The organism is Uniformispora flossi (genome assembly GCF_049534875.1).
Taxonomy (GTDB): domain Bacteria; phylum Actinomycetota; class Actinomycetes; order Streptomycetales; family Streptomycetaceae; genus Yinghuangia; species Yinghuangia aomiensis.
In genome coordinates, this window is sequence record NZ_JBMULZ010000019.1 from 157,055 (window position 1) to 181,955 (window position 24,901).

At 73.6% G+C, this 24,901-nt stretch carries 19 protein-coding genes; 9 read left to right on the top strand and 10 right to left on the bottom strand.

Annotated features, from left to right (window positions below; translation table 11 throughout):
• Positions 1 to 23: 23 nt before the first annotated feature.
• A complete protein-coding gene (locus tag ACPA54_RS31865; RefSeq protein WP_423534957.1) occupies positions 24 to 833 on the top strand; it encodes an SDR family NAD(P)-dependent oxidoreductase in 810 nt (269 codons plus the stop codon).
• Positions 834 to 969: 136 nt separating this feature from the next.
• Here ACPA54_RS31865 and pheT read toward each other — a convergent pair whose 3' ends face one another.
• From pheT to infC, 7 genes are all read right to left on the bottom strand, one after another.
• Positions 970 to 3,465, bottom strand: a complete 2,496-nt coding sequence (gene pheT, locus ACPA54_RS31870) for a phenylalanine--tRNA ligase subunit beta (RefSeq protein ID WP_423534959.1) — start codon at positions 3,463 to 3,465, stop codon at positions 970 to 972.
• Complete coding sequence (gene pheS / locus ACPA54_RS31875; RefSeq protein WP_423534961.1) at positions 3,465 to 4,586, bottom strand: phenylalanine--tRNA ligase subunit alpha; 1,122 nt, start codon at positions 4,584 to 4,586, stop codon at positions 3,465 to 3,467. The genes pheT and pheS overlap by 1 nt, the downstream gene beginning before the upstream one ends.
• A gap of 283 nt (positions 4,587 to 4,869) precedes the next feature.
• On the bottom strand, positions 4,870 to 6,135 hold the full coding sequence (locus ACPA54_RS31880; protein ID WP_423534963.1) for a sensor histidine kinase: 1,266 nt from the start codon (positions 6,133 to 6,135) through the stop codon (positions 4,870 to 4,872).
• Between the two features lie 196 nt (positions 6,136 to 6,331).
• The gene (locus ACPA54_RS31885; protein WP_423534965.1) at positions 6,332 to 7,189 is read right to left on the bottom strand and encodes a TrmH family RNA methyltransferase; all 858 of its coding nucleotides are present in this window, start codon (positions 7,187 to 7,189) and stop codon (positions 6,332 to 6,334) included.
• A 260-nt stretch (positions 7,190 to 7,449) separates the two neighbouring features.
• Positions 7,450 to 7,836: a 50S ribosomal protein L20 gene (gene rplT, locus ACPA54_RS31890; RefSeq protein WP_423534967.1), complete on the bottom strand. Its 387-nt coding sequence runs from the start codon at positions 7,834 to 7,836 to the stop codon at positions 7,450 to 7,452.
• A gap of 117 nt (positions 7,837 to 7,953) precedes the next feature.
• Positions 7,954 to 8,148: a 50S ribosomal protein L35 gene (gene rpmI / locus ACPA54_RS31895; RefSeq protein WP_423534969.1), complete on the bottom strand. Its 195-nt coding sequence runs from the start codon at positions 8,146 to 8,148 to the stop codon at positions 7,954 to 7,956.
• Between the two features lie 98 nt (positions 8,149 to 8,246).
• Positions 8,247 to 8,969: a translation initiation factor IF-3 gene (infC, locus tag ACPA54_RS31900; protein ID WP_423534999.1), complete on the bottom strand. Its 723-nt coding sequence runs from the start codon at positions 8,967 to 8,969 to the stop codon at positions 8,247 to 8,249.
• A gap of 653 nt (positions 8,970 to 9,622) precedes the next feature.
• Here infC and ACPA54_RS31905 point away from each other — a divergent pair.
• On the top strand, positions 9,623 to 10,012 hold the full coding sequence (locus ACPA54_RS31905) for a DUF1844 domain-containing protein (protein WP_423534971.1): 390 nt from the start codon (positions 9,623 to 9,625) through the stop codon (positions 10,010 to 10,012).
• A gap of 493 nt (positions 10,013 to 10,505) precedes the next feature.
• Entirely contained in the window at positions 10,506 to 11,231 is a 726-nt protein-coding gene (locus tag ACPA54_RS31910) for an SseB family protein (protein WP_423534973.1), read from the top strand.
• A 278-nt stretch (positions 11,232 to 11,509) separates the two neighbouring features.
• Here the strand turns inward: ACPA54_RS31910 and ACPA54_RS31915 are convergent, their stop codons facing one another.
• Positions 11,510 to 13,075: a carboxyl transferase domain-containing protein gene (locus ACPA54_RS31915; protein WP_423534975.1), complete on the bottom strand. Its 1,566-nt coding sequence runs from the start codon at positions 13,073 to 13,075 to the stop codon at positions 11,510 to 11,512.
• Positions 13,076 to 13,261: 186 nt separating this feature from the next.
• Between ACPA54_RS31915 and ACPA54_RS31920 the strand changes: the two genes are divergently transcribed.
• From ACPA54_RS31920 to ACPA54_RS31945, 6 genes are all read left to right on the top strand, one after another.
• Positions 13,262 to 14,503, top strand: coding sequence for an amino acid deaminase/aldolase (locus tag ACPA54_RS31920; RefSeq protein ID WP_423534977.1), 1,242 nt, complete (start codon positions 13,262 to 13,264; stop codon positions 14,501 to 14,503).
• A 317-nt stretch (positions 14,504 to 14,820) separates the two neighbouring features.
• A complete protein-coding gene (locus ACPA54_RS31925; RefSeq protein WP_345680359.1) occupies positions 14,821 to 15,195 on the top strand; it encodes an STAS domain-containing protein in 375 nt (124 codons plus the stop codon).
• Between the two features lie 69 nt (positions 15,196 to 15,264).
• On the top strand, positions 15,265 to 15,936 hold the full coding sequence (locus ACPA54_RS31930; RefSeq protein ID WP_423534980.1) for a GNAT family N-acetyltransferase: 672 nt from the start codon (positions 15,265 to 15,267) through the stop codon (positions 15,934 to 15,936).
• 534 nt (positions 15,937 to 16,470) lie between these two features.
• The gene (locus tag ACPA54_RS31935; protein ID WP_423535001.1) at positions 16,471 to 17,388 is read left to right on the top strand and encodes a 5'-3' exonuclease; all 918 of its coding nucleotides are present in this window, start codon (positions 16,471 to 16,473) and stop codon (positions 17,386 to 17,388) included.
• Positions 17,389 to 17,646: 258 nt separating this feature from the next.
• Positions 17,647 to 18,372, top strand: a complete 726-nt coding sequence (locus tag ACPA54_RS31940; RefSeq protein WP_423534982.1) for a hypothetical protein — start codon at positions 17,647 to 17,649, stop codon at positions 18,370 to 18,372.
• Positions 18,373 to 18,985: 613 nt separating this feature from the next.
• Entirely contained in the window at positions 18,986 to 20,953 is a 1,968-nt protein-coding gene (locus tag ACPA54_RS31945; protein WP_423534983.1) for an RNA polymerase sigma factor, read from the top strand.
• Between the two features lie 89 nt (positions 20,954 to 21,042).
• Here ACPA54_RS31945 and ACPA54_RS31950 read toward each other — a convergent pair whose 3' ends face one another.
• Together ACPA54_RS31950 and ACPA54_RS31955 are read right to left on the bottom strand one after the other, a co-directional pair.
• A complete protein-coding gene (locus tag ACPA54_RS31950) occupies positions 21,043 to 23,814 on the bottom strand; it encodes a DEAD/DEAH box helicase (protein WP_423534985.1) in 2,772 nt (923 codons plus the stop codon).
• Positions 23,815 to 23,907: 93 nt separating this feature from the next.
• Positions 23,908 to 24,834, bottom strand: coding sequence for a diacylglycerol kinase (locus ACPA54_RS31955; protein ID WP_423535003.1), 927 nt, complete (start codon positions 24,832 to 24,834; stop codon positions 23,908 to 23,910).
• Positions 24,835 to 24,901: the final 67 nt, after the last annotated feature.

A 24,901-nucleotide genomic window follows, 5' to 3' on the forward strand; every position in this document is an offset into this window, starting at 1 on the left:
GCACCCCCGGAGGACGCACCGCCATGACCCTCGGCACGACCGCTCTCGTCACCGGCGCCGCGCGCGGCCTCGGCCGCAGCATCGCCGAACACCTCGCCGGGCAAGGCGCGTCGGTGGCGGTACTCGGACGCACCGCGGAAAGCCTCGAGCCGGTACTGGCCGCCATCCGCGCCACGGGCGCGCGCGGCACCGCCGTGGTCGCCGACGTGACCGACCTGTCCGCGGTGACCGCGGCGGTCGCCGACGCCGAAGCCGCACTCGGCCCGCTGGACCTGGTGGTCAACAACGCGGGCCTCATCGACGACAGCGAAGTGCCGTTCTGGGAGACCGATCCGGACCGGTGGTGGGCGGTCGTGGAGACGAACCTGCGCGGCCCGGCGAACATCGACCGCGCGGTGATCCCCGGCATGCTGGCCCGCGGCCGCGGCCGCATCGTCAACATCAACAGCGGCTTCGCGCTCCGCACCGACCCGAACTACTCGGCCTACAGCACCTCCAAGGCAGCATTGCTGCGGCTCAGCGACGCCATGGCCGGCCCCCTGGCCGAGCGCGGTGTGTATCTCTTCGACGTCTCGCCGGGCGCGGTCGCCACCGACATGACCGCCGGCATGGCGATGTTCGAGGGCAAGAGCGACTGGTACGACAAGCAGCGGATCCTCGGCGCGGTCACCGCCGTCGCCGAAGGCAAGGTCGACGCCCTCGCCGGGCGGTTCCTGCACGCCGGCAAGGACGACATCGTGAAGCTGGCCGCGGAACGCGCCGACGACATCGCCGAACGCGACGCACGCCGCCTGCACCTGCGCCCGTACGGCGACGACGACCCGGAAGGCTGAGCCCGCCGTCCGCCCGAGAACCGGCAACCGCGGGGAACCGGCAACCGGGCGTGAACAAGCAACGCGAAGGGCCCGCGACTCCCCCGATCCGGGGAAACCTCGGGCCCTTCGGCGTTCGTGCGTATGCGTGGGTGCGTCACGCCCCGCGCAGCACCGCGCCCGTGCGCTCCGCCGCGAGCGCCACCGCGGCGTCGCGCGCCGCCGTGGCCTCCTCGACAGTGAGCGTGCGGTCCGCCGCGCGGAAGCGCAGCGCGTACGCGAGGGACTTGCGGCCCTCGCCGATCTGCTCGCCGGTGAACACGTCGAACAGGCTCAGCGACTCCAGCAGCGCACCCGCGCCTTCGCGCAGCGCCGCCTCGACCGCGGCGGCCGACACCTCCGCGCCGACGACCAGCGCGACGTCCTGCGTGGCGATCGGGAACGACCCGATGTGCCCGGACACCGCGTGCTTCTCGCCGCCTTCCAGGCCGGCGGTCAGCGCGTCGAGGTTCAGCTCCATCGCGCAGGTGCGCTCCGGCAGCTGCAGCGCCTTGACGACGCGCGGGTCGAGTTCGCCCGCGTGCCCGACGACGGTGTCGCCGACCACGAGTTCGGCGCAGCGGCCCGGGTGCCACGGCGCGTACTGGCCCTGGCGCACGGTGAGTTCGACGCCCGCGGCGGCCGCCACGGTGCGCGCGGCCTCGACCGCGTCGGCCCACGACGCCGGGCGGCCCGCGCCCCACCAGCCGGACGGCTCCCGCTGCCCCGCCAGCACCGCGGCCACGTGGTACGGCTGCTCGGGCAGCGCCGCGGCCAGCGACGCGAGTTCGGCGTCGGTCGGACGGCGGTCCACCGGCAGCCGCGGCGCGACGGGGCGCTCGGCCTTCGGGTGGAACACCAGCCCGCCCTCGAACAGCGCCACGTCGGTGTTGCCGCGGCCCACGTTGCGGCGCAGCGCGCCCAGCAGTCCCGGCAGCATCGTGGTGCGCAGCCCGGGCTCCTCGTCGGAGATCGGGTTGACCAGCTTGACCGTCATCCGGCGCGGGTCGGACGCGTCGAGGCCGAAATCGTCGAAGACCGCGTCGCCGACGAACGGGTAGTCGAGGACCTCGTAGTACCCGGCGGCGGCGAGCGCCCGGCCGACCCGGCGGCGCAGCCGCTGCCCGGCGGTCAGGCCGCGCCCGGCGGGCACCTGCGGCAGCACCGAGGGGACCGCGTCGTAGCCTTCGAGCCGGATGACCTCTTCGGCGAGGTCGTTCGGGTCGGTCAGGTCGGGGCGCCAGGTCGGCGGGGTGACGGTGAGCGCGTCGATGCCCTCGACCGTGCAGCCGACCTCCTGGAGGCGCTGCGCGACGGTCTCCGGCGCGTACGGCACACCGGCGACCCGCGCCGGGTGGTCCGCGGCGATGCCGATGCGGACCGGCTCGCGCGGCGCGTCGACCTCGGTGACGCCGGCCTCGGCGACGGCGCCTTCGCCGCCCAGCAGCACGAGCAGGTCGACGGCGCGCTGCGCCGCGGCCCGGGCCGCCTCGGGGTCGACGCCGCGCTCGAACCGGCGCGACGCCTCGGAGCCGAGCTTGTGACGGCGCGCGGTGCGGGCGATCGCGACCGGGTCGAAGTTGGCGGCCTCGATGACGATGTCGGTCGTGTCGATGCCGATTTCGGTGGTCGCGCCGCCCATCACGCCGGCCAGGCCGATGGGGCCCGAGGCGTCGGTGATGAGCAGGTCCTCGCGGTCGAGGGTCCGCTCGACGCCGTCCAGCGTGCGGAGCTTCTCGCCCACGTGGGCGCGGCGCACGGTGATCGTCCCGTCGAGGCGGGCGCGGTCGTAGGCGTGCAGCGGCTGGCCGATTTCGAGCATCACGTAGTTGGTGATGTCGACGGCGAGCGAGATCGGCCGCATGCCGGCCATCTGCACGCGGCGCTGGAGCCACAGCGGCGACGGCGCGGACGGGTCGATGCCGATGACGGTGCGCGCCACGAAGCGGCGGCAGCCGTCCGCGTCGTCGACCGCGACCGGGTAGCCGTAGGCGTTCGCGGCGGGCACGTCGAGCAGCGCCGGGTCGCGCAGCGGGATGCCGTAGGCGATGGCGGCCTCGCGGGCGACGCCGCGCAGCGACAGGCAGTAGCCGCGGTCGGGGGTGACGGCGATGTCGAGGACCTCGTCGACGAGCCCGAGGAGTTCGATCGCGTCGGCGCCGACCTCGGCCTCGATCGGCAGCACGATGATGCCGTCGTGGTCGTCGCCCATGCCGAGCTCGCGGGCCGAGCAGATCATGCCCTCGGACGTCTTGCCGTACGTCTTGCGCGCGGCGATCTCGAACCCGCCGGGCAGCACGCCGCCGGGGAGGATGACGACGACCTTGTCGCCTTCCTCGAAGTTGCGCGCGCCGCACACGATGTTCTGCGGCTCGCCGGTGCCGTTGGCGTCGCCGACGTCGACCTGGCAGTACCGGATCGGCTTCTTGAACTCGGTGAGTTCCTCGACGGCCAGGACCTGGCCCACGACGAGCGGGCCCTTGAGGTCGGCGCCGAGCCGGTCGACGGTCTCGACCTCGAGGCCGAGGCCGATGAGCTTGGCCGCGACGTCCCGGCCGGACTCGCCGGCCGGCAGGTCGACGTACTCCCGCAGCCACGAAAGCGGGACCCGCATCAGATCTCCATCCCGAACGGAAGGGTGAAACGCACGTCACCCTCGACCATGTCCCGCATGTCTTCGACGCTGTGCCGGAACATCAGGGTGCGTTCCAGGCCCATGCCGAAGGCGAAACCGCTGTACACGTCTGGGTCGATGCCGCACGCGACGAGCACGCGCGGGTTGACCATGCCGCAGCCGCCCCACTCGATCCAGCCTTCGGACTTGCAGGTCCGGCACGGGTTGTCGGGGTCGCCCACCGACGCGCCGCGGCACACGAAGCACTGCAGGTCGACCTCGGCCGACGGCTCGGTGAACGGGAAGTACGACGGGCGCATCCGGGTCACCAGGCCCTCGCCGAACATCGACGCGGCGAAGTGGTCGAGCGTGCCCTTGAGGTGCGCCATGGTCAGGCCGCGGTCCACCGCGAGGCCCTCGACCTGGCCGAACACCGGGGTGTGCGTGGCGTCCAGCTCGTCGGTGCGGTACACGCGGCCCGGGCAGATCACGTAGATCGGCGGGGTGCGGGTGAGCATCGAGCGGATCTGCACCGGCGAGGTGTGGGTGCGCAGCACGACGCCCGAGTCCGGGGTGCCGTCGGCGGCCTGCACGAAGAACGTGTCCTGCATGGTGCGCGCCGGGTGGTCCGGGGCGATGTTGAGGGCGTCGAAGTTGTACCACTCGGCCTCGACCTCGGGGCCTTCGGCGATCTCGTAGCCCATCGCGACGAACACGTCGCCGATGCGCTCGGACAGCGTCGTCAGCGGGTGCCGGGCGCCGCGCGCGGCGCGGTCCCACGGCAGTGTGACGTCGACGGTCTCCTCGACCAGGACGCGGGCGTCGCGTTCCGCCTCGAGCACCTCGCGGCGGGCGGCGAGGGCCTGGTTGACCTGGCCCCGGGCCTGCCCGACGCGCTTGCCGGCCTCGGCCTTGGCCTGCGGCGGCAGCGCGCCGATCTCGCGGTTGGCGAGCGCCAGCGGCGACCGGTCCCCGGTGTGCGCGATCTTGGCCTCGTGGAGGGTGTCCAGGTCACCTGCGGCGGCGAACGCGGCAAGGGCGGCATCGCGCGCCTTGTCGACCTCCTCCGGTTTCAGCGACTCCACCTCGACCGGGTCGTACGACTTGTTCGGTGCCGACATCTTCTTCCAGTGCTCCTGTAGGGATTCTCGCCCGCACGGGCGTCCGGTCGAAGCCGGGCGGCTCGTGGCGCCGACGGCGTTCCGCGCGCGCGGCAGAGGCGCACGGGAGGCACGGGGCGACGGGTCGAGTCTAGGCGAATCGAGGCGGCCACCCGGAACCTGCCCGCACCCCGGACAGCTCGGGGATTGCGGCGTCGTCCGGGTGCGGCCCGACGTGGTCGCGGCACAGCCCGCGGGGTGGTCGTCCGGTGCGGCGTTTTGCGGCTTCCACGGCCGCGCACGCTCAGGTCAGGACGTCCGGCATCCCCGCGGGCAGCCGAAATCGGAACCGGGCCCCGCCGCTCGCGGCACGCCCGACGTCGATGGTCCCGCTGTGCGCTTCGACGAGGCCCTTGACGATGTAGAGGCCGAGACCGGTGCCGCCCCGCCGGTTGCCGCGCCAGAAGCGCGTGAAGACCCGGCCGAGCAACTCGTCCGGGATACCCGGGCCCTCGTCGCTCACCGTGATCTCCGTCCCTTCCTCGCCGGCCTCGCCGTCCTGGTCGTCCTGGTCGCCGCCGCCCGCTTCGCCCGTCGCCGGGTCGTCGGACGCGTCCGCGCCCAGACGGATGCGGGTCATCTCGATGGTGACGGTTCCGGCGCCGTGGCGCACCGCGTTTTCCAGCAGGTTGCCGAGGATCTGGTCGAGCTTGTCGCGGTCCATCCAGGTCTGCGCCAGCCCCGGCTCGGCACGCACCACGAACCGGTCGGCGGGGTGCCCCGCGGTGACCATCGCCCGCACGTGCCGGTCGACCGCTTCGCGCAGGTCGACGACCTGGCGGTGCAGCTGGAGCCGGCCCGAGTCGATCCGGGAGATGTCGAGCAGCTCGGTGATCAGCCGCGTCACCCGGTCCGCGTCCGCGTCGACGGTCTCCAGCATCAGCCGCTTCTGCTCGTCGGTGAACCGCTCCCACTTGCGCAGCAGCGTCGCGGTGAAGCCCTTCACACTGGTCAGCGGCGACCGCAGCTCGTGCGCGACGGTGGCGACCAGTTCCGCGTGGTTCCGCTCGCTGCGGCGGCGCGCGGAGGTACAGCGCAGGCCGACGACGACGTGCGTGACCGGGGTGTTGGCGCCGTTCTCCCGCACGTAGGACGCGGTCACCAGGACCTCGCGCCCGGCCAGCAGCAGGTTGCGCTCCGGCTGCCGGGTCCGGATGCCGAGGCCGCCGAACGGGTCGGTGCACACCCACCAGCGCCGCCCGTCGATGTCCTCGAGCGGCAGCGCGTCGGACAAGTGCTTGCCGAGGGCGTCGGCGGCCTTGATGCCGGTGATGCGGACGGCGGCCGTGTTGAAGCAGCACACCGTGCCGGAAGCATCGGCGATCACCAGCCCGTCGGGCAACGCATCCGCGGTGAGCCCGCACAACGCCGCGACGCCGGGGCCGGGGTCGTCTCCGGCTGGAACTCCCTTGCCCGGCAAGGAAACCGGATCGCCGGCCGGGGCCGGGTGCGGAATACCCGGCCCGTCCACGCCCGTGCGTCCACCTGCCGCGTGCAGATCCGCGTCCACGCCCACCGGCCCCCTTCCGACCTCGTACGGCCGAGGGATTGCAGCATTCCGTGGCCCCCCGCGGAACGGCATACCCCTATGAAGCAGATGCTCCGGGCCGGTCACACTACTCCAACGGGCCGCCCGGCTCGACAGTCACGCGACCGCTTTTCCTTGCGCGCCCCTGGCGAACCGGGCGCACGCCGGAGTACGCCGGTCAGTGGGCAGCGCCCCCGGCGCGCAAGGTCCGGCATCCGGAACTCCCGCGCTGCGCCCGCGCGGACGCATACAGGCACACGGCCGCGGCGGTCGCGAGGTTCAGACTCTCCGCCCGGCCGTGGATCGGCACCCGCACGACCGCGTCGGCCAACGCCCGCGTCTCCTCGGGCAGTCCCCACGCCTCGTTGCCGAAAATCCAGGCCGTCGGCCCGTCCAGCCCGCCCGCGTCGATCTCCTCGTCCAGGTCGCACTCCCCCGCCCCGTCGGCGGCGAGGATCCGCAGCCCGGCAGCCCGCAACTGCGCCATGGTGTCCTCGACCCGGGCCCCGACCGCGACCGGCAGGTGGAACAGGCTGCCCACGGACGCGCGCACGGTCTTCGGGTTGTAGAGGTCCACGGACGCGTCGGTCAGCACCACCGCTTCGGCACCGGCCGCATCGGCGGCGCGCAGCACCGTCCCGGCGTTGCCCGGGTCGCGCACGTGCGCCAGCACGGCGACCAGGTCGGGCGGGGTGTCCGCGGTGAGCGACGCCAAGGGCACGTCCACGAACCGGCACAGGCCGACGATCCCCTGCGGGGTGACGGTCTGGCTGATCGCCGCGATGACATCCGTGCTCGCGCTCAGCACCGGCACGTTCTGCGCCCGGGCCAGGTCGACGATGTCCGGGTAGCGCTCGGCGGTCTCCGCGGTCGCGTACAGCTCGACCAGCGTGCCCGGCAGCGCGGCGGCTTCCCGCACCGCCTGTGGGCCCTCGGCGAGGAACCGCCGCTCGCTCGCCCGGTGCGCCCGCTTGGCCAGCCGCCTGGCCGCGGCCACACGCGGCGAGCGGGTGGACGTCAGCTCGGGACTCGGCATACGGAAAACCGTTTCTGGGCGAGGGCGTTCGGGCGGAAGGCGGAGCCGGCGGCCGCGCTCGCCCGGCCGGGCCGGTGTCCGGCCCCGGGGCGACGGGCGCGCGTTTCGCATCGGCCGCAAATGCGCCGGTGGGCCTCCACCGACCCGCGCCGCCGTACCGGGGTACGGGGGCGGCGTCCGTGGAGGCCCTCCGGAAAATCGGCCCCGAGGGGCCGGGTCCACCGGCCCGCCTACATGCGACGGGCCCGGGACGGCAAGCCTCAGGCGGCTTCCTTCGGCGCGTTGACGTCCTCCGGAAGAGCCTTCTGGGCCGCCTCGACAAGCGCCGCGAACGCCGTCGGGTCGTTGACCGCGAGCTCGGCCAGCATCTTGCGGTCGATCTCGATGTTGGCGGCCTTCAGACCCTGGATGAAGCGGTTGTAGGTGATGCCGTTCAGACGCGCGGCAGCGTTGATGCGCTGGATCCACAGCTGACGGAAGTCGCCCTTGCGCTTCTTGCGGTCGTTGTAGTTGTAGACCAGGGAGTGGGTGACCTGCTCCTTGGCCTTGCGGTAGAGGCGCGAACGCTGACCGCGGTAGCCGCTCGCCTGCTCGAGGATTGCGCGGCGCTTCTTCTGCGCGTTGACCGACCGCTTGACGCGTGCCACTTGATGAACTCCTTGACTTCAGACCGGGGCGTGGTGGAAGCCCCGACCCGGGGTACGACTGGGACCGGCGCCCGCCGCTCCCGCCGGCTCACGCTCGGCGGGGCAGGCGCACATGGCTCACTTGCCGAGCAGCTTCTTGATCTTCTTGGCGTCACCCGGAGCCATCTCGGCGGTGCCCGCGAGGCGGCGGGTCAGCGTCGACGGCTTGTGCTCGAGCAGGTGGCGGCGGCCGGCGCGCTGGCGGAGCACCTTGCCGGAGCCGGTGATCTTGAAGCGCTTGCTGGCACCACTGTGCGTCTTGTTCTTCGGCATGTCGCCGCTGTCTCCTCGTCGTGCCGTGCCTGCCCGGCATCACACCGGGCAGGCACAGGTATGTAGGTAACTTCCTGGTCGCGGAACGACCGGGCCGATCAGGCCTGGTCCGCGGCGGCCGGAGCCTCCGCGGCTTCCGGGGCCTCGACGGCGTCCGGCGCCTTGGCGGCTTCCGGGGCCTCGACGGCTTCCGGCGCCTCGGCCGCGTCCGTCGCCTCGCCGGCGGGGTCGGCCGGGGCCGACTCCTCGCCGCGGCGGGCCTGCTTGCGCGCCTCGGCGGCTTCGCGGGCCTCGGCCATGGCTTCGGTCTTCTTCTTGTGCGGACCGAGAACCATGATCATGTTGCGGCCGTCCTGCTTCGGGCTCGACTCGACGAAGCCCAGCTCCTGGACGTCCTCCGCGAGACGCTTCAGCAGTCGGAAGCCCAGCTCGGGGCGGGACTGCTCACGACCGCGGAACATGATCGTGATCTTGACCTTGTCGCCCTGCTTCAGGAACCGCTCGACGTGACCCTTCTTGGTGTCGTAGTCGTGCGGATCGATCTTCGGCCGGAGCTTCATCTCCTTGATGACCGTGTGCGCCTGGTTCTTGCGCGCTTCACGGGCCTTCATGGCGGACTCGTACTTGAACTTGCCGTAGTCCATGAGCTTGCACACAGGCGGCCGGGCGTTGGCCGCGACCTCGACGAGGTCGAGGTCGTATTCCTGAGCCAGCTCCAGGGCCTTGGCAAGCGGGACGATCCCGACCTGCTCGCCGCTGGGACCGACAAGTCGCACCTCGGGGACGCGAATCCGGTCGTTGATGCGGGGCTCGGCGCTGATGGGGCCTCCTCGATTCCTGAAGTGGTCGGCGGTTCCGTCCCGCGGCCACGTACTCCTGCCGTTCGACCGACTTACGGGTCCATCCGTCACACCGGGCCGTTCAGACAAACAGCCCGACATGCGAAAAGCCCCGCACGGGACGCATGCGAGGCTCCATAACACCGGCGGCAGACGGCTTCTTCCCGTTCCGGGAATCCGCACACCTGCCCGGCCATCCGTGGATGACCGGTGCCGGACCGTGACCCGTCGACCGCGAGGCCGATCAGGTGGGAGACGGAGCCTCCGCTTGCGTGGCGGACACACGAAGTATCCGCTCGGTCGACGCACCACAATACCACCCGGCAGGATGAACCGGACACCGGGCGGAGTCGTGCTGGCGGAGGGAGTCTAGCGACTCCGAAGGGGAGGCCGACTCGCGAGCGGGCCAGGGGCGGGCGGAGGCCGATGCCGCGAGCGGGGCCGGGCACGCGTGGGGTCGGCCGGTGCCGCGAACGGGCCGGGGGCGGGCCGGTCGGTGTCACCCCTTCGGGCGGAGGTCGACGCGGCGGGCGGGCTGCGGACCCACCGACGGGTGACGATCGCGCGGATGCCGCCCGCCGCGGAGCCCCGGCCCCCAAGCCGCGGCCACCGTCCGATGCCCGACACTGGTGCGCATGACCGACAGCGCACAGCAGCACTCCTCCTCCGCCGCCGACCCGTCCGAGCCGGGTGAGGCGGTCGACGGGATGACCCGCGACCTCGCGGACGTCTCCGCGATGGAGGTGATCACCACCCTCGCCGTACACCTCATGAGCGCGTCGGCGATCAAGCTGGGTCTCGCCGAGGACGGCGAGCAGCACAAGGACCTCGACGAAGCCCGCAAGCTCATCACCGCGCTGGCCGGCCTCGTCACCGCGGGCGCCCCCGAGCTGGGCTCGCAGCACGCCGCGCCGCTCCGCGACGGCCTGAAGTCCCTCCAGCTCGCGTTCCGCGAGGCGTCGCTGATCCCGGACGAGCCGGGCAAGGGCCCGGGCGAGAAGTTCACCGGCCCGGTCTACGCCTGAGCGGAAGTCCGCCGAGCCGCCCTGCCGACGGGGCCGGGGCCGGCTCGGCCGAGGCGAGGCCCGGGCGAAGCGGGAGCGCCGCGACGCAGCGGCCCGGCTTCGTGGAACGGCCCGATCGAGCAGCGCGGCCTCGGCCCTGGCCCCACCCGTGCACCGAACCCGGCCTCGGTCCGGATCCCGACGCCGCGCCCCGAGCCCCGCTTCCGGCACCACTGCCGTTTTCTCCCGGCGTCGACACTCGGCCTCATAGGTCACCACCCGCCGGGGGTTCACCGCCCGCCGAGCCACCAAGCCGACCACCGCCGGGCCACCAAGCCGACCACCGCCGCGCCCCCCTGTGGACAACAGTCCGCACCTCTCAAGCCCACGCTGCTATACCTCGGCGGTTGGGGGAGCCAGCACCGGTATGACAACCCGACGATCATCCGCGGCCCGCTCCCGCCCCACCCCCGCGCACCCAAGCCGCGCCGCCCCAACCCGTTAGGGTCACCCCGTGGACTTCACCGGCAAGAGCATCCCCGACCCCGGCTTCTCCGGCGACGACGGCACCGCCGATCCCGCCCTGGCGTCGGCGCTCGCGAGCGGCGGGGACGTGGTCGGCGCCCTGGCCCACGCGCGGCTGCTGGTGCCGGTCGTGGCGATCCTCGGCGAGTTGGAGGACACCGCCCCGGGGGAACTCAAGCGCGAGAAGTCCAGCGACATGGCGGTCCCCACGATCGTCGGGCCCGACGGCCGCAAGGCGCTGCCCGCGTTCACCTCGACCGACGCGTTGACCCGCTGGCGGGCCGACGCCCGTCCCGTGCCGGTCGACGCCCGCCGGGCCGCGCTCGCCACGTACTCCGAGGGCGCCGACACGCTGCTGCTCGACATGGCCGGCCCGGTCGCGTACGAACTCACCGGCGCCGCGCTCCGGGCCGTCGCCGAAGGCCGCACGCTCGTGCCCGCGCACGAGGACCCCGAGGTCGCCGCCGCGGTACGCGCCGCCGTCGCCGCCGAACCCGTCGTCGAGGCCGCCTACTTGCGCCCGGCCGAAACAGCCGACGTCCAACTGGCGCTCGTCGCGTCCGCCTTGCCGCAGGACATCACCGCCGCCGCGCAGCGGATCGCGGCGCGTCTCGCGGAAGCCGACGTCCTGCGCGGCCGGCTCACCCGCGGCCTCGACCTGGCCCTGCTCCCGCCGGGCACCCCCGCCCCCGGCCCCGCGCTGTACACCCGCTGAGCGGAGATGCCGCACGTGGCCTGACCACGGGGCCTCGTGCGGCATCCCGTCCGGGGCCCGCGGCCTCGCGGACGCGGACGACTCTCGCGATCAGTGTCGTCGGCCGCCTCCACGCCGCGGATCGGGCCGCGCACGGCCCGATCCCTCGAACGAGATTCAGGCTAGGCACCCCGCCCGGGACCGGACGCGGAACCCTCAGACGTCACCCCTACGAGTGATCCACTAACGTCGGCAACTCCCCTGCCCACCACCAGCGTTGACCAGGGCATCGAGTCCGCTCACCATCCCTCGGGCAACCCCAGCCGCCGGTACCGCGCCAGCCGCCGCGCCATCCGCGTCTCCGGGTCGAGGGTGTGCAGTCCCGTCAGTTCCTCCGCGAGCGTGTCCGCCACGCGCCGGACGAAAGGTTCCGGTTCCTCGGCCGCGTCCGGGAGTTCGGGGACGATCCGGTCGACGATGCCGTGCGCGCGCAGGTCCGCCGCGCGGATGCCTTGGCGTTCGGCGATCTCGGCCGCGCGGTCGGTCGTGCGGTACAGGATCGCCGACGCGCCCTCCGGCGGCAGCGGCGACAGCCACCCGTGCTCGGCGCACAGCACCCGGTCGGCAGGGAGCAGGGCCAGCGCGCCGCCGCCCGCGCCTTGGCCGAGCAGCAGGCACACGGTCGGCGCGGGCAGCACCACGAGTTCGGCGAGGCAGCGGGCGATCTCCCCGGCCAGGCCGCCTTGTTCCGCGTCCGCGGAGAGCGCCGCGCCGGCGGTGTCGACGACGGTGACGAGCGGCAGGCCGAGGTCGGCGGCGAGCCGCATGCCCCGCCGGGCCTGGCGCAGTCCTGCGGGGCCGAACGGGCCGTACTCGCTCTGCCGGGTCCGGTCCTGGCCCAGCACCACGCACGGCGCGCCGGCCCGATCCCCGAACCGTGCCAGGGCCAGGCGCAGCGACGGCTCGCTCTCGCCTTCGCCGGTGCCGCGCAGCGGCGTCACCGAGCGCGCCCCGCGCCGCAGGAGCGTGCGCAGCCCCGGCCGCCGGGGATCGCGCGACCGGCGGACGCTCTCCCACGCCGGAGTGTCCGCGGGCGTACGCCCCTCCACCCGGGCCCCTGACATGCCTTCCGGCGCGCCCCCGGCCGCGGCGCCCGCGCGCTCCGGAACATCCCCGAGGCCGCTTCCGGCCCCGGGGTCCCCCAGCACGTCGAACACCCGCACGACCACGTCCCGGAGCTGGTCCGGGGCGACCACCGCGTCGATCAGCCCGTGCTCGTACAGGTTCTCGGCGACCTGGACGCCTTGCGGGAACGGTTCGCCGTTCAGCGCCTCGAACACCCGCGGCCCGAGGAATCCGATGAGCGCTCCGGGCTCGGCCGCGGTGACATGCCCGAGCGACCCCCACGACGCGAACACGCCGCCCGTCGTGGGGTGCCGCAGATAGACGAGGTAGGGCAGCCCGGCGGCCTTGTGTGCCGCCACCGCCGCCGAGATCTTCACCATCTGCAGGAAGGCGACCGTCCCCTCCTGCATCCGGGTGCCGCCCGATGTCGGCGAGGCCACGAGCGGGAGCCGTTCGGCACTCGCCCGCTCGATCGCCCGCACGAGCTTCTCCGCCGCCGCGACGCCGATCGAGCCGGCCAGGAAGCCGAACTCGCAGGCGACCACCGCGACGCGCCGTCCGTCGATGCGCCCCTCCCCCGTGACCAGCGCTTCGTCCAGCCCGGTGCGGTCGCGGGCGGCCCGCAGGTCGGCGGCGTAGGCGGCGTCGACGGAGTCCGGTTCGGGTGCCGGGTCCGACCACGCGGCGAAGCTGTCCGGGTCCAGCACCCGATCGATCAGGTCCAGGGCTCGTACGTGCATCGATCCGCCTCCCGGGGCCGCGTCCGGCGGGGACGGCGCCGCACCCGCCGCCCCACGTTGCCGATCAGTCCTCGATCAGTACTCGATCGCCTGTCGACCGACTGTCGATCGCTTGTCGATCACTTGCACGGTATCCACGCCGCTCCCCACCTACCCCTCGGTAACCCGATCTGGCAGGCTTCCTGCATGGCCAGCCTCACCGCCGCGCGCGTCAGCCGATCCGTCCCCGGTGCCGACCTCGTCGCCGACCGGGCGCGCTACGACCGCGCCACCGCGCACCTCGACGCCCCGTTCGCGATCGTCGACCTGGAGGCCTTCCGCGCCAATGCGGCGGACCTCGTGCGGCGCGCCTCGGGCATGCCGATCCGGATCGCGAGCAAGTCGGTGCGCTGCCTTCCGCTGCTGCGCGAGGCGCTGGCGATGGACGGCTTCGCGGGCGTCATGGCGTTCACCCTGCCCGAGGCCTTGTGGCTGTCCGACCAGGGCATCGACGACATCCTCGTCGCCTACCCGTCGACCGACCGCGAGGCGTACGCCCGCCTGGCCGCCGACCCGGTGGCCGCCTCCCGGATCACCGTCATGGTCGACGACGTCGCCCAGCTCGACTTCATCGACCGCGCCCGCGGCGCCGGCCGGGAGCGCCTGCGCGTGTGCGTGGACATCGACTGCTCGTGGCAGCCGTTCGGCGGCAAGGTCCGGGTCGGGGCGCACCGGTCGCCGCTGCACACGCCCGACCAGGTCGCGGAGGTGGCGGCACAGGTGGCCGGGCGGCCGCAGTTCCACCTGGTGGGGCTGATGGCCTACGAGGCGCACATCGCGGGTGTGGGCGACGCGCCGCAGGGCCGTGCGCTGTACGGCCGGGCGATCCGGTTCATGCAGGCCCGTGCGGGTGCCGAACTGGCGGCGCGGCGTGCGGAGATCGTGCGTGCGGTACGCAAGGTCGGGCCGCTGGAGTTCGTCAACGGCGGCGGCACGGGCAGCATCGAGCGCACCCGGTCGGAAGCGGCGGTCACCGAAGTCGCCGCGGGATCAGGCCTGTTCCAGCCGCGACTGTTCGACCACTACACGTCGTTCCGGGGCCGTCCGGCGGCGTTGTTCGCCCTGCCGGTCGTGCGGCGTCCCGGGGTGGGCTGGGTGTCGGTGCTCGGCGGCGGCTACCACGCGTCGGGGGCGCCGGGGAGCGACCGGCTGCCGACGCCGTACCTGCCGGAAGGTCTCGCGTACGACCCGCAGGAGGGCGCGGGCGAGGTCCAGACGCCGTTGCGCGGGGCGGCGGCCGACGATCTGCTGATCGGCGACCGGGTGTGGTTCCGGCACGCGAAGGCCGGCGAACTGTGCGAGCGCTTCGACGTGCTGCATGTGGTGGAGGGCGACCGGGTCGTCGAGACGGTGCCGACGTACCGCGGCGAGGGCAAGACGTTCCTCTGACCGTATTCGGACGAGTAGGGACACAAGGAGTGCGCAGCGGGCGGCCAACCGGTCGCCAACTGCCCGCCAACCGGACACCAACCATCTGACGGGTCGTCACCCATCGCCGCGGCGCCCTCACCGATCGTCCACCGACACGGTTGGTATGCCCGGATTTTCGTGATCAAGGTGCCGCGCAAACCGGTTGTTCCGGACAAGGTGCCAGGTCCGGCGCAAGACGAATGGTCCTGGGACTATCTCCGGGGGCCGCAATGCATCAGAATGCACTCGGCGCCGTGAGGTTCCACTCCTGTCCCGACCACGGAAAGGTCGAGGCCATGGTCGCGCGGCTTGGCATGCTCGGTCAGGAACACCCCGTCACCGGGGTGACCATCTGGCGCGGGTGCGCCGTCGTTCATCTGCATGGCGAACTGGATCTGCACAACGCACCGCTTCTGCATCGGACGCTCATCGATCTCGTCGACGGCGGATGCCGTCGCGTGGTGGTCGACGCCACCGCGCTCACGTTCTGCGACTCGGTGGGGCTCGGGGTGCTGATCGACGCGTTCAAAGCCATGCACGCGTGCGGCGGGGGACTGCGCCTGGCGGCGCCGGACCGGCACGTCCGCGCGACGCTGCGCATGACGGGGCTGATCGACATCCTCGGCGTCCGCGACACGCTCCAGGAAGTTCTGGACGAGTTCTCGGTCTAGCCCGCGGGTTCTCCCCAAGCCGGACGAAATCGGCTCGCCGCGGCCTCCGCCGTCGCGCACAATCGCCGCATGATCTCCGAGCTGTGGCCGCTCTTCGGCCTGCGCCTCACCACCCCGCGCCTGGAACTCCGCCTGCCGCGCGAGGCGGACTTCGCCGGGCTGTGCGCGGCGGCCGCCCGCGGCATCCACGACGACGGGTTCATGCCGTTCACCTTCCCGTGGTCGAACCTGCCGGAGCCGGCCCGCACTCGGGGCGCGCTGCAGCACCACTGGCGTTCGTGGGCCACTTGGCAGCCCGAAGACTGGGCCCTCCACCTGCTCGTCGTCCACGACGGCACCCCGATCGGCTCGCAGGAAGTCGCCGCCCGCAACTTCGCCGCCCGCCGCGAGGTCTCCACCGGCTCCTGGCTCGAACGCGCCCACCAGGACCGCGGCCTCGGCACCGAAATGCGCGCCGCGGTCCTCCACTTGGCCTTCGTCGCCCTCAACGCCCGCTGGGCGGTCTCCGCGGCCTTCACCGACAACCCGCGCTCCTTGGCCGTCTCCCGCAAACTCGGTTACCGCGACGACGGCCAGGAAATCCCCGACAACCCCGGCACCCCGCCCCGCATGCTCCAACGCCTCCGCCTCGCCCGCCTGGACTGGCAAGCCCACCGCCGTGTCCCCGTGGAGATCCACGGCTTCGAGGCCTGCCGGACGATGTTCGGCCTGGGCGACGAAAGACCCCGCGGCCTGGCGTGACACCCACGCCCAACAAGACGGCACAAGCGACGCCGCACCGACGAGCAACCGGGGCTCCGCGCGGGTCACCGCCGACGGCAGAGCGACCGCAGGCGCGGCGCCCCGCGGGCGCGAAGCCCAAGCCGCACGGGGCAACCTCTGGGGGAACGCGCATGTGGCACGCGGGGCCCAGCGCACGACGCGTCACCGCACGCGCGACTGCGCGCCCCGCGCAGTCGGACCGGCGGGGTGCAACACGCGCTCCCAGCACCGCCAGGCACCCCGGCCTCCACGCCCCGTGGGTCCGGGTGCCGCTACCCCCCGGCGGCCATAACCGGCGCGCACGTACCTCGCCTCGACACGCTCTGCTCAGCTGCTCGCCCGCGCGCGTCGCCGGCCGACCGCGGCCGCCCCCACGGAACCGCCCGCCCCGCGGCAGCCCGCGTGCGCCAGTCCGTACGCGGCCCCGTCCCGCCCCGTCCCCACCCCCACCGCGTGCCGCGTCCTCCCCCCGTCACACCCGTGCGGCACGATAGGCGCGTGCCTCGACAACTCATGCTGCTCGATACCGCCTCGCTCTACTTCCGCGCCTACTTCGGGGTGCCCGAGTCGGTGAAGGCGCCGGACGGGACTCCGGTCAACGCGGTCCGCGGGCTGCTCGACTTCATCTCGCGGCTCGTCGCCGACCACCGCCCCGACGCGCTGGTGGCGTGCTGGGACGACGACTGGCGGCCGCAGTTCCGGGTGGACGCCATCCCGTCGTACAAGGCCCACCGGGTGGCGGAGTTCGTCGAAGGCGACGCCCCCGACGCGGAGGAAGTACCCGACACGCTCTCCCCGCAGGTGCCGATCATCGTGGACGTGCTGGAGGCGTTCGGCATCGCCCGGATCGGCGCGGCCGGGTACGAGGCCGACGACGTCATCGGCACGCTCGCGACCGCGTCCACCGCCGATGCCACGCTCGTGGTGACCGGCGACCGCGACCTGTTCCAACTCGTCGACGACGCCCGCGGCGTGCGCGTGCTGTACCCCGTCAAGGGCGTCGGCGACCCGGCGGTCATCGACGACGCCGCCGTGCTGGAGCGCTACGGCGTCCCGGCGTCGGCCTACGCCGACTTCGCGATCCTGCGCGGCGACCCGAGCGACGGCCTGCCCGGCGTGAAGGGCATCGGCGAGAAGACCGCCGCGCAGCTCATCGGCGAGTACGGGGACCTGGCCGGCGTCCGCCGCGCCGCCGCGGACCCGAAGGCCAAACTGACGCCCGGCCGCCGCAAGGCGCTCCTCGAAGCGTCCGACTACCTCGACGTCGCCCCGCTCGTCGTGAACGTCGCCAAGGACGTCCCGATCCCGGCGGGCTTCGACCCGGCTCTGCCGAAGGCCCCCCGCGACCCCGACGCCGTCGGCGCCCTCGCCGAGCGCTGGGGCCTCGGCGGCGCGGTCACCCGCCTGACCGGCACCCTCGCCGACAACTGACCCCAGCGGACCCCGAACCCCCCGAGCGCCCCGCGCCGGGGGGTTTTCGCTGCCCGCACGCGCCTCGCGCCGCATCCTCGCCACGTCCCGGCACGACCCGGCGCAGACCGCCCCCAGCACATCAAGGGAAGGTAAAGCCCCCACTCGTACGGGTCACCCGGGATGCGCGCCCGGCGCACAAAAGAATGTGACCCAGGTCACATCAAAAAGTGTCATGCGGTCGCGTCACTTCTCCGAGGGTGCCCGGTCTCCCTTGGCATGGGTACCGAGTGTGACATCGCATCGACCGCCGACCCCGACTGGCTGCGGGGCGAGTGGCACCGTGTGACGCGCCGGGCCGGCTGGCCCTCCCGCGTCGAATGGCACAGCGCGGCCGTCGAGCTGTGCATCGAGTCCTTCGTGGCGACCGGCCACGTCCGATCGGCCTGCGTGGCCCTCGGCCGCGACCGGGCCGCCGCGGAGATCCCCCTGGACGTCGCCCTGTGCGAACTGGACGCGCTGTTCCTGTGCGCCCTGGCGCTCCCCGCGGACGCCTCCGTCGTCCAGGCCTACGTCTCCGCCCGCATCCGCTCCACCGCGCCCGGCACGCTGCCGCCGGGCACCGACCCCCTCACCGAACTCCCGTCCGCCGCCCTCCTCCAACAGCGCCTCAAGGCGCGCACCGGCGCGGGCGAACGCACGCGCCTGCTCGTGGTGCAGCTCGAAATCCCCGAGACGCGCTACTGGCACCACGTCCGGCACCTGCTGCTGACCGCCCGGCACATGGAACGCGCACTCGTCGAGGACGTGTACGCCGTCCCCGCCGGCCGCCTCATGGCCCTGGTCGACGGAGACGACCCCGCCCTCCCCGACCGCCTCGACCGGCTGTGCCGCGCCCCCGTCGACCCGCTCGGCGGCACGCAAGGCGCACCCGGACCGGTCCCTTCCGTACCGCGCCCGCACGTCCGGCTCGCCATCGAGCCCGGTATGCCCCAGGGGAGTTGACCGTGTCCCGCACCACCCGCGCCAGCGGCGGCCGCATCCCCGGCCGCCGACCCCCCTCCGCCACGCACCAAACCCGGCAACTCCCCACCCCGCTCCTGCTCCCCGCGACGTATCGGCTGATCTCCGACGCCGATGCCGACGCCGCCACCTGCCTCCGCACCGCACCGCACCGCAACGCCGCGCGCTCCCCCTTCACCGCGCGCCCCCACCCCGCTCTTCGATACGCCCCCCACCCCGTCCCCCGACTCCCCTTCCCCGGCGCGCAGTCCGCGGCCCTCTCCCCCCGCCGCGCCGCGCCGCCCGCGTCGATCGACTCGACGCCCACCCCCCACCGCCCCACCCCCCGAACGGCCTTGCACCCCATGCCCCACATGCTCGCCACCCCCGCGAATCCCGCCGCCACCGCTATGACGCTCCGTCACCCGAACGGCCCCACGACCGGGACGGGCGCGCGTGCCGAATCCGCGCGCCCGTCCTGCACTACGCACGCCCGCGCGCACTACCCGCACGGCGTACGCCCCCTGGCGTTCTGGACAGACGGCCCCGAGATCGCCACGATGCTGGGCACAGAGACGCGCGCAGAGACGACGAGTTCCGCTGAGGGAGGTCCCGGGTGTCACGCGAGGACGACCCGTCGGCCTCCGGTCCGGACCGGCAGCCGCCGGAGCATCCCGCCGACCCCGCGGCGGAGTCCCGGGACGGGCACGCCGACGAGCCGTCCGACGACGACGGCCCCGCACGCGTCCCCGAACAAGCCCGCCGCGTCGACGCGTCCGGCATGCTGCCCGGCCAGCGCACGGCCGACCACCGGCGCGGTCCTTTCCCGACGCCCCGCGGCCGCGAGTCGTCCGGAACCGGCCCGGCCGGTGCCGAGCCGGCCGACCCCGCAGCGCCCGGTGCCGTCGCGGCCCCCGTCGGGCCGCGCGAACACCCGCTGCCGGGCGGCCCGTCCGACCCGGACGACCTCGACGGCTACGACGGCTCCGACGGCTCCGACGGTCCCGTCAGCCACGACGGCCCGCACGCACCCCCCCAAGTCCCCGCAACCGACCCGGCCGACGCCTCCGACGCCCCCGTCGCGGCCGAAGCGTCGCCCGGAGTCCGGAGCCGTCTCCGCCAGGAGGGTCCCGGAGACGGCAGCGACGACGCCGACCACCAGTCGGCGGACGGCCGCCGCGACGACGGCCCGTCGGACTCGTACCTGGCCGACCGGGTCCGCGAAGGCGACGACGCCGCGTACGAAGTCCTGTACCAGCGGCATGTGGTCGCGGTCCGCCGACTCGCGCGCCTGTGCACCCGCACCAAGGAAAACGCCGAGGACCTGGTCGGCGAGACGTTCACCCGCACGCTGCATGCCCTGCGTTCCGGCCATGGACCCCGCGAGGCGTGCCGCCCGTACCTGCTCACGACCGTGAGGCGGGTGGCGGGCGACTGGGCCCGCAACGAGCGGCGGGTGCTGCTGACCGACGATGTCGCGGCGTACGAGTCGACCGACGAGACGCCCGAGGATCCCGCGGTGGCCGCGACCGACCGGCAGTTGGCCGCCAAGGCGTTCCAGGAGCTCCCGGAACGCTGGCAGGCGGTGCTCTGGTACACCGAGGTCGAGCGGGAGCCGCGCGACCGCGTGGCCCCGCTGCTCGGTGTCAGCCCGAACGCGCTGTCGAAGCTGAAGGAACGCGCACGCGACGGACTGCGCGAGGCGTACCTGAAGGTCTACGTGGAGAGCGGACTCCCGCAGGAGTGCCGCCCGTTCGCGAAGAAGTACGGCGCGTTCGTGCGGCACCGCCTCGGCGACCATGCCGAGGACAACATCCGCGCCCACCTCGACACGTGCGACCGCTGCCGCGCGGCGTGCGTCGAACTGGCAAGTGTCAGTACGTGCATGCGCGTCGTCGCCGAAGGCATGCTCGGCGCGGCGGCCCTGGCCTACCTCGCGGCGGCGGCAGCGGCCGCCGCCGCGGTGGGGGCGGCGGTCGCGGGCGCCGCGGCCGGTTCCGGCGGGTCCGGCGCCGCGGGAGCCGCCGGCGAAGGCGGCTCGACGGTCGTCAAGGGAGCGGTGGTCGCCGGGGCGGTCCTCGCGATCGCCGCGGTGGCCTGGGCGTTCACCGGCGGCGGGAACCACGATCCGGCGAAGCCGGTCGCGGCCCCGTCGCCGCCGCCGCCGTCCGCCGCCCCGGTGGTGCCTCCTCCGTCACCCCCGGCCGCGACGCCGCCGAAGCCGGAACCGCCGAAGACCACGCCGCCCAAGCCGACCCCGCCGCCGCCCCAACCGTCCAGCCCACCCCCGCCGGCACCGAAGCCGCCGGTGGTCAAAGCCGATCCGAAGCCGGCACCGCCGACGCCGCGCAAGCCGACGGTCAGCGTCGGCCCCACCCGCATCGTCGTCGACAACGGCAAGGTCCGGATGGAGTGCACGGGCGAGGAAGTGCCGGGCAAGGGCATGCCGTGGTGCAAGCACGTCACGCTGACCGTCCCGACCCGACCGGGCAACCCGAACCAGCCCGCGAAGAAGCCCCCGGCGACCGGCTGCCGCGACTTCGGGCAACCGGGCCGCCCGGGGCTCACGCTCTGCCGCAAGTAGCGGCACGGAAGGCCGCACAAGGCCCGCTCGGGAGCCCGCACGCGGCGCCGGGATCGGCGGGCAGCCCCCGCCACTCCGGGGGCGCCGCGTCAGTTCACCGATGAGTACGCCACGACTCCGCGCCGGACCGCCTCGATCGCCTTGCGTGCCGTGGCGCGCACCGTGCCGTCCTCCGGCGCCGCGTCCGCGATCTGCCCGAGCACGTCCACGAGCTGCTTCATCCACCGGACGAAGTCGCCCGCGGGCAGGTCGGATTCGCCGAGCACGGCGTCGAGCCGCTGCCCGGAGGCCCAGTTGTACGCGGTCCACGCGAACCCGAGGTCCGGTTCGCGCAGGAAGTCCAGGCCGTGCTGGTCCTCCAGCGCGTCCAGGTGGCCCCACAGCCGCACCATGTCGGCCAGCGCCGACTTGGCCGCGCCGCCGGGCATCCGCGGCGCGATGGCGTCGTCGGGCATCCGCGCCTCGAAGACCAGTGCCGAGGCGCAGGCGGCGAGTTCGGCGGGCGTGAGGTCCTCCCACAGGCCCTCGCGCAGGCATTCCGCGGTGAGCAGGTCGAGTTCGGCGTAGATCCGGGCGAGGCGGCGGCCGTCCTCGGTGACCGTGTCGCCGGTGAGGTAGCCCAGATCGGCGAGCATCCCGCACACCCGGTCGAACGTGCGGGCGATCGTGTGGGTGCGCCCGCGCATCCGGTTCTCGAGCTGCTTGGTGTCGCGCTGCAGCCGGTGGAACCGCTCGGCCCACCGTGCGTGGTCCTCGCGGTCGTCGCAGCCGTGGCACGGGTGCTGCCGGATCGCCTGGCGCAGCCGGGCGATCTCGGGGTCGTCCGCGGCCGCGGAGCGCCCGCGCCGGGGCCGGTCGGGGTGGATGTGCCCGGCCTTGGTGCGCAGTGCGGACGCGAGGTCGCGGCGCGACTGCGGGTTGCGGGCGTTGAACGAGCGCGGGATGCGCAGGCGTTCGACGGCTTCCACCGGGGTCGGGAAGTCGATCGAGGCGAGGCGCCGGGCCTGCCGGTCCGCGGTGAGGACGTAGGGGCGCGGTCCTTCCGGCCCTTCCGCCATCCCGGGGTCGAGGACGACCGCCAGCCCCGCGTACTTGCCGGTGGGCACGACGATGACGTCGCCGGGCCGGAGCTTCTCCAGCGAAGCCGCGGCGGCGGCGCGCCGCTGGGCGACGCCGTCCCGGGCGAGCCGGTTCTCCCGGTCCTTGAGGGCGCGGCGCAGGTCCGCGTACTCGTCGAAGTCGCCGAGGTGGCAGGTCATCGCCTCGCGGTAGCCGGCGAGGCCTTCCTCGTTCTTACGGACCTGGCGGGCGATGCCGACGACCGACCGGTCCGCCTGGAACTGCGCGAACGAGGTCTCCAGCAGCTCGCGCGAGCGGTGCCGTCCGACCTGGCCGACGAGGTTGACGGCCATGTTGTAGGACGGGCTGAACGACGACCGCAGCGGATACGTGCGGGTGCCCGCGAGGCCGGCGAGGTGCTTCGGGTCGAAGCCCTGGTGCCAGAGCACCACCGCGTGGCCTTCGACGTCGATGCCGCGGCGTCCGGCGCGCCCGGTGAGCTGGGTGTATTCGCCCGCGGTGAGGTCGGCGTGGGTCTCGCCGTTCCACTTGACGAGCTTCTCCAGCACGACCGACCGGGCGGGCATGTTGATGCCGAGCGCCAGTGTCTCGGTCGCGAAGACCGCCTTCACGAGGCCGCGGACGAAGAGTTCCTCGACGACTTCCTTGAACGTCGGCAGCATGCCCGCGTGGTGCGCGGCGATGCCGCGCTGCAGCGCTTCGAGCCACTCGAAGTAGCCAAGGACCTGGAGGTCCTCGTCGGGGATGTGGCCGGTGCGCGACTCGACGATCGATTTGACCTGGGCGCGCTCGGCGTTGGTGTTCAGCCGCAGCCCGGCGTGCAGGCACTGCTGGACAGCGGCGGCGCAGCCGGCCCGGCTGAAGATGAACGTGATCGCGGGCAGCAGGCCCTGGGCGTCGAGCTTTTCGATGACGTCGACGCGGCTGGGCGTCCATACGCGGCGGCGCTGCGGGGCGGCGCCGTCGCGGTTGTTGCGGCCCTTGCGGTACTTGTCGTACGGGCGGCCGGTCCGCTCGTTCGTCTCCCGCGCTAGGCGCACCAGGTCGGGGTTGACCTCCTGGTGGTTCTCGTCGGTGAACAGGTCGTAGACCCGGTTCCCGGCCATGACGTGCTGCCACAGCGGCACGGGGCGGTGCTCGGAGACCACGACGGCGGTGTCGCCGCGCACCGTGGCCAGCCAGTCGCCGAACTCCTCGGCGTTGGACACGGTCGCGGAGAGCGACACGAGGGTCACCGACGGCGGCAGGTGGATGATCACTTCTTCCCACACCGCGCCGCGGAACCGGTCGGAGAGGTAGTGCACCTCGTCCATGACCACGTAGCCGAGGCCGTTGAGGGTGTGCGAGGACGCGTACAGCATGTTGCGCAGCACTTCGGTCGTCATGACGACGATGGGGGCGTCGCCGTTGACCGAGTTGTCGCCGGTGAGGAGGCCTACCTGGTCGGCGCCGTAGCGTTTGACCAGGTCGGTGTACTTCTGGTTGGACAGCGCCTTGATGGGCGTGGTGTAGAAGCACTTGCGGCCTTGGCGCAGCGCGAGGTGCACGGCGAATTCGCCGACGACGGTCTTGCCGGAGCCGGTGGGGGCCGCGACGAGGACGCCGCGGCCGGATTCCAGGGCCCGGCAGGCCTCGTCCTGGAAGGGGTCGAGGCCGAATTCGTACTCGTTGCGGAAGGCGTGCAGCTCGGTGCGTTCCTCGGCCTGCCGGGCGCGGGCGGCCGCGTACCGCTCGGCGGGCGACGGTTCGGCAGAGCCGGGGAGCCGGTCCGGTGCTGTCATTCGGACCACCCGCTCTTCGGTCGCGCGCTGTTCAGGACGTCGGAATCGCGGCCCGCGCCGCGGCAAGGATCGAGAGGCATCTCACCCAGCAGGTTACCGGGCGGCGTCCTGGGATGTGATCACGTTTTCCCGGGGTGCGGGCAGCACGGGAGCGAGCAGCCGCAGGGCGCCGGGGACGGTCGTGGCGGTCAGCGGCAGGGGCGCGATCCGCTCGCCGTCGGCCCATGCGGTCACCTTGGGCGCGGACAGGGCGACCACGGAGGCGGTGTAGGTGGTGACCGCGGGGTGGTCGACGTGTCGGCCGCTGTAGGCGCGCGGCAGGACGCGCAGCAGTTCGAAGCGGCCGCAGGCGCCGACGACGGTGATCTGGAACATGCCGTCGGTCAGGTCGGCGTCCGGGCAGATCTTCATGCCGCCGCCGTAGGAGGTGCCGTTGCCGACGGCGACGAGCATCGCCTCGACTTCCAGGGTCCGCCCGTCGAGTTCGAGTTCGTACGGGATCGGCTTGAGCGCGGGCAGCTCGGCGACCACCGCGCGGTTGTAGCGCATCCGGCCGCGCGGCCAGCTCATCGCGTTGGCGCGTTCGTTGACGCGCGAGTCGAAGCCGGACGCGATGACGGTGCCGAACCAGCGGTCCTCGGCGCGGCCCAGGTCCAGGGTGCGGGTCCGGCCCGCGGCGATCACCGGGATCGCGGCGTCGAGGTCGCCGACCGGCAGGCCGACGCTGCGGGCGAAGTCGTTGCCGGAGCCGATCGCGACGATGCCCAGCGGAACGCCGGTGCCCGCGACCGCCTGGAGCGCGAGGGACACCGTGCCGTCGCCGCCCACCGCGACCACGGCGCCGACGCCGCCCCGGACTTCGGACCGCAGCATGCGCAGCGCGGCCGCCGGGTCGGGGGCGCGGATTTCCCGCACCGCCAGGCCTGCGGCGCGCAGCCCGTCGGCGACGGGGTCCGCGGCACGGGCGGCACGGCCGCGCCCGGCGGCGGGGTTGACGAGGAGGGCGATCTCACGGGACACGCCCGGCACAGTAGTGCAGGGCGTGTCCTCCGCGCTGTGGGGCGGCGCACCGGGCTCGTGAGCCCGG

Excerpts from the sequence above, each read along its gene's own strand:
- ACPA54_RS31940 (WP_423534982.1), top strand. The coding sequence starts at position 17,647 with ATGGGTACCGAGTGTGACATCGCATCGACCGCCGACCCCGACTGGCTG.
- ACPA54_RS31930 (WP_423534980.1), top strand. The coding sequence starts at position 15,265 with ATGATCTCCGAGCTGTGGCCGCTCTTCGGCCTGCGCCTCACCACCCCG.
- ACPA54_RS31935 (WP_423535001.1), top strand. The coding sequence starts at position 16,471 with ATGCTGCTCGATACCGCCTCGCTCTACTTCCGCGCCTACTTCGGGGTG.
- rpmI (WP_423534969.1), bottom strand. The coding sequence starts at position 8,148 with ATGCCGAAGAACAAGACGCACAGTGGTGCCAGCAAGCGCTTCAAGATC.
- ACPA54_RS31915 (WP_423534975.1), bottom strand. The coding sequence starts at position 13,075 with ATGCACGTACGAGCCCTGGACCTGATCGATCGGGTGCTGGACCCGGAC.
- ACPA54_RS31920 (WP_423534977.1), top strand. The coding sequence starts at position 13,262 with ATGGCCAGCCTCACCGCCGCGCGCGTCAGCCGATCCGTCCCCGGTGCC.
- pheS (WP_423534961.1), bottom strand. The coding sequence starts at position 4,586 with ATGTCGGCACCGAACAAGTCGTACGACCCGGTCGAGGTGGAGTCGCTG.
- ACPA54_RS31865 (WP_423534957.1), top strand. The coding sequence starts at position 24 with ATGACCCTCGGCACGACCGCTCTCGTCACCGGCGCCGCGCGCGGCCTC.
- ACPA54_RS31925 (WP_345680359.1), top strand. The coding sequence starts at position 14,821 with ATGGTCGCGCGGCTTGGCATGCTCGGTCAGGAACACCCCGTCACCGGG.
- ACPA54_RS31950 (WP_423534985.1), bottom strand. The coding sequence starts at position 23,814 with ATGACAGCACCGGACCGGCTCCCCGGCTCTGCCGAACCGTCGCCCGCC.
- ACPA54_RS31885 (WP_423534965.1), bottom strand. The coding sequence starts at position 7,189 with ATGCCGAGTCCCGAGCTGACGTCCACCCGCTCGCCGCGTGTGGCCGCG.
- pheT (WP_423534959.1), bottom strand. The coding sequence starts at position 3,465 with ATGCGGGTCCCGCTTTCGTGGCTGCGGGAGTACGTCGACCTGCCGGCC.
- ACPA54_RS31905 (WP_423534971.1), top strand. The coding sequence starts at position 9,623 with ATGACCGACAGCGCACAGCAGCACTCCTCCTCCGCCGCCGACCCGTCC.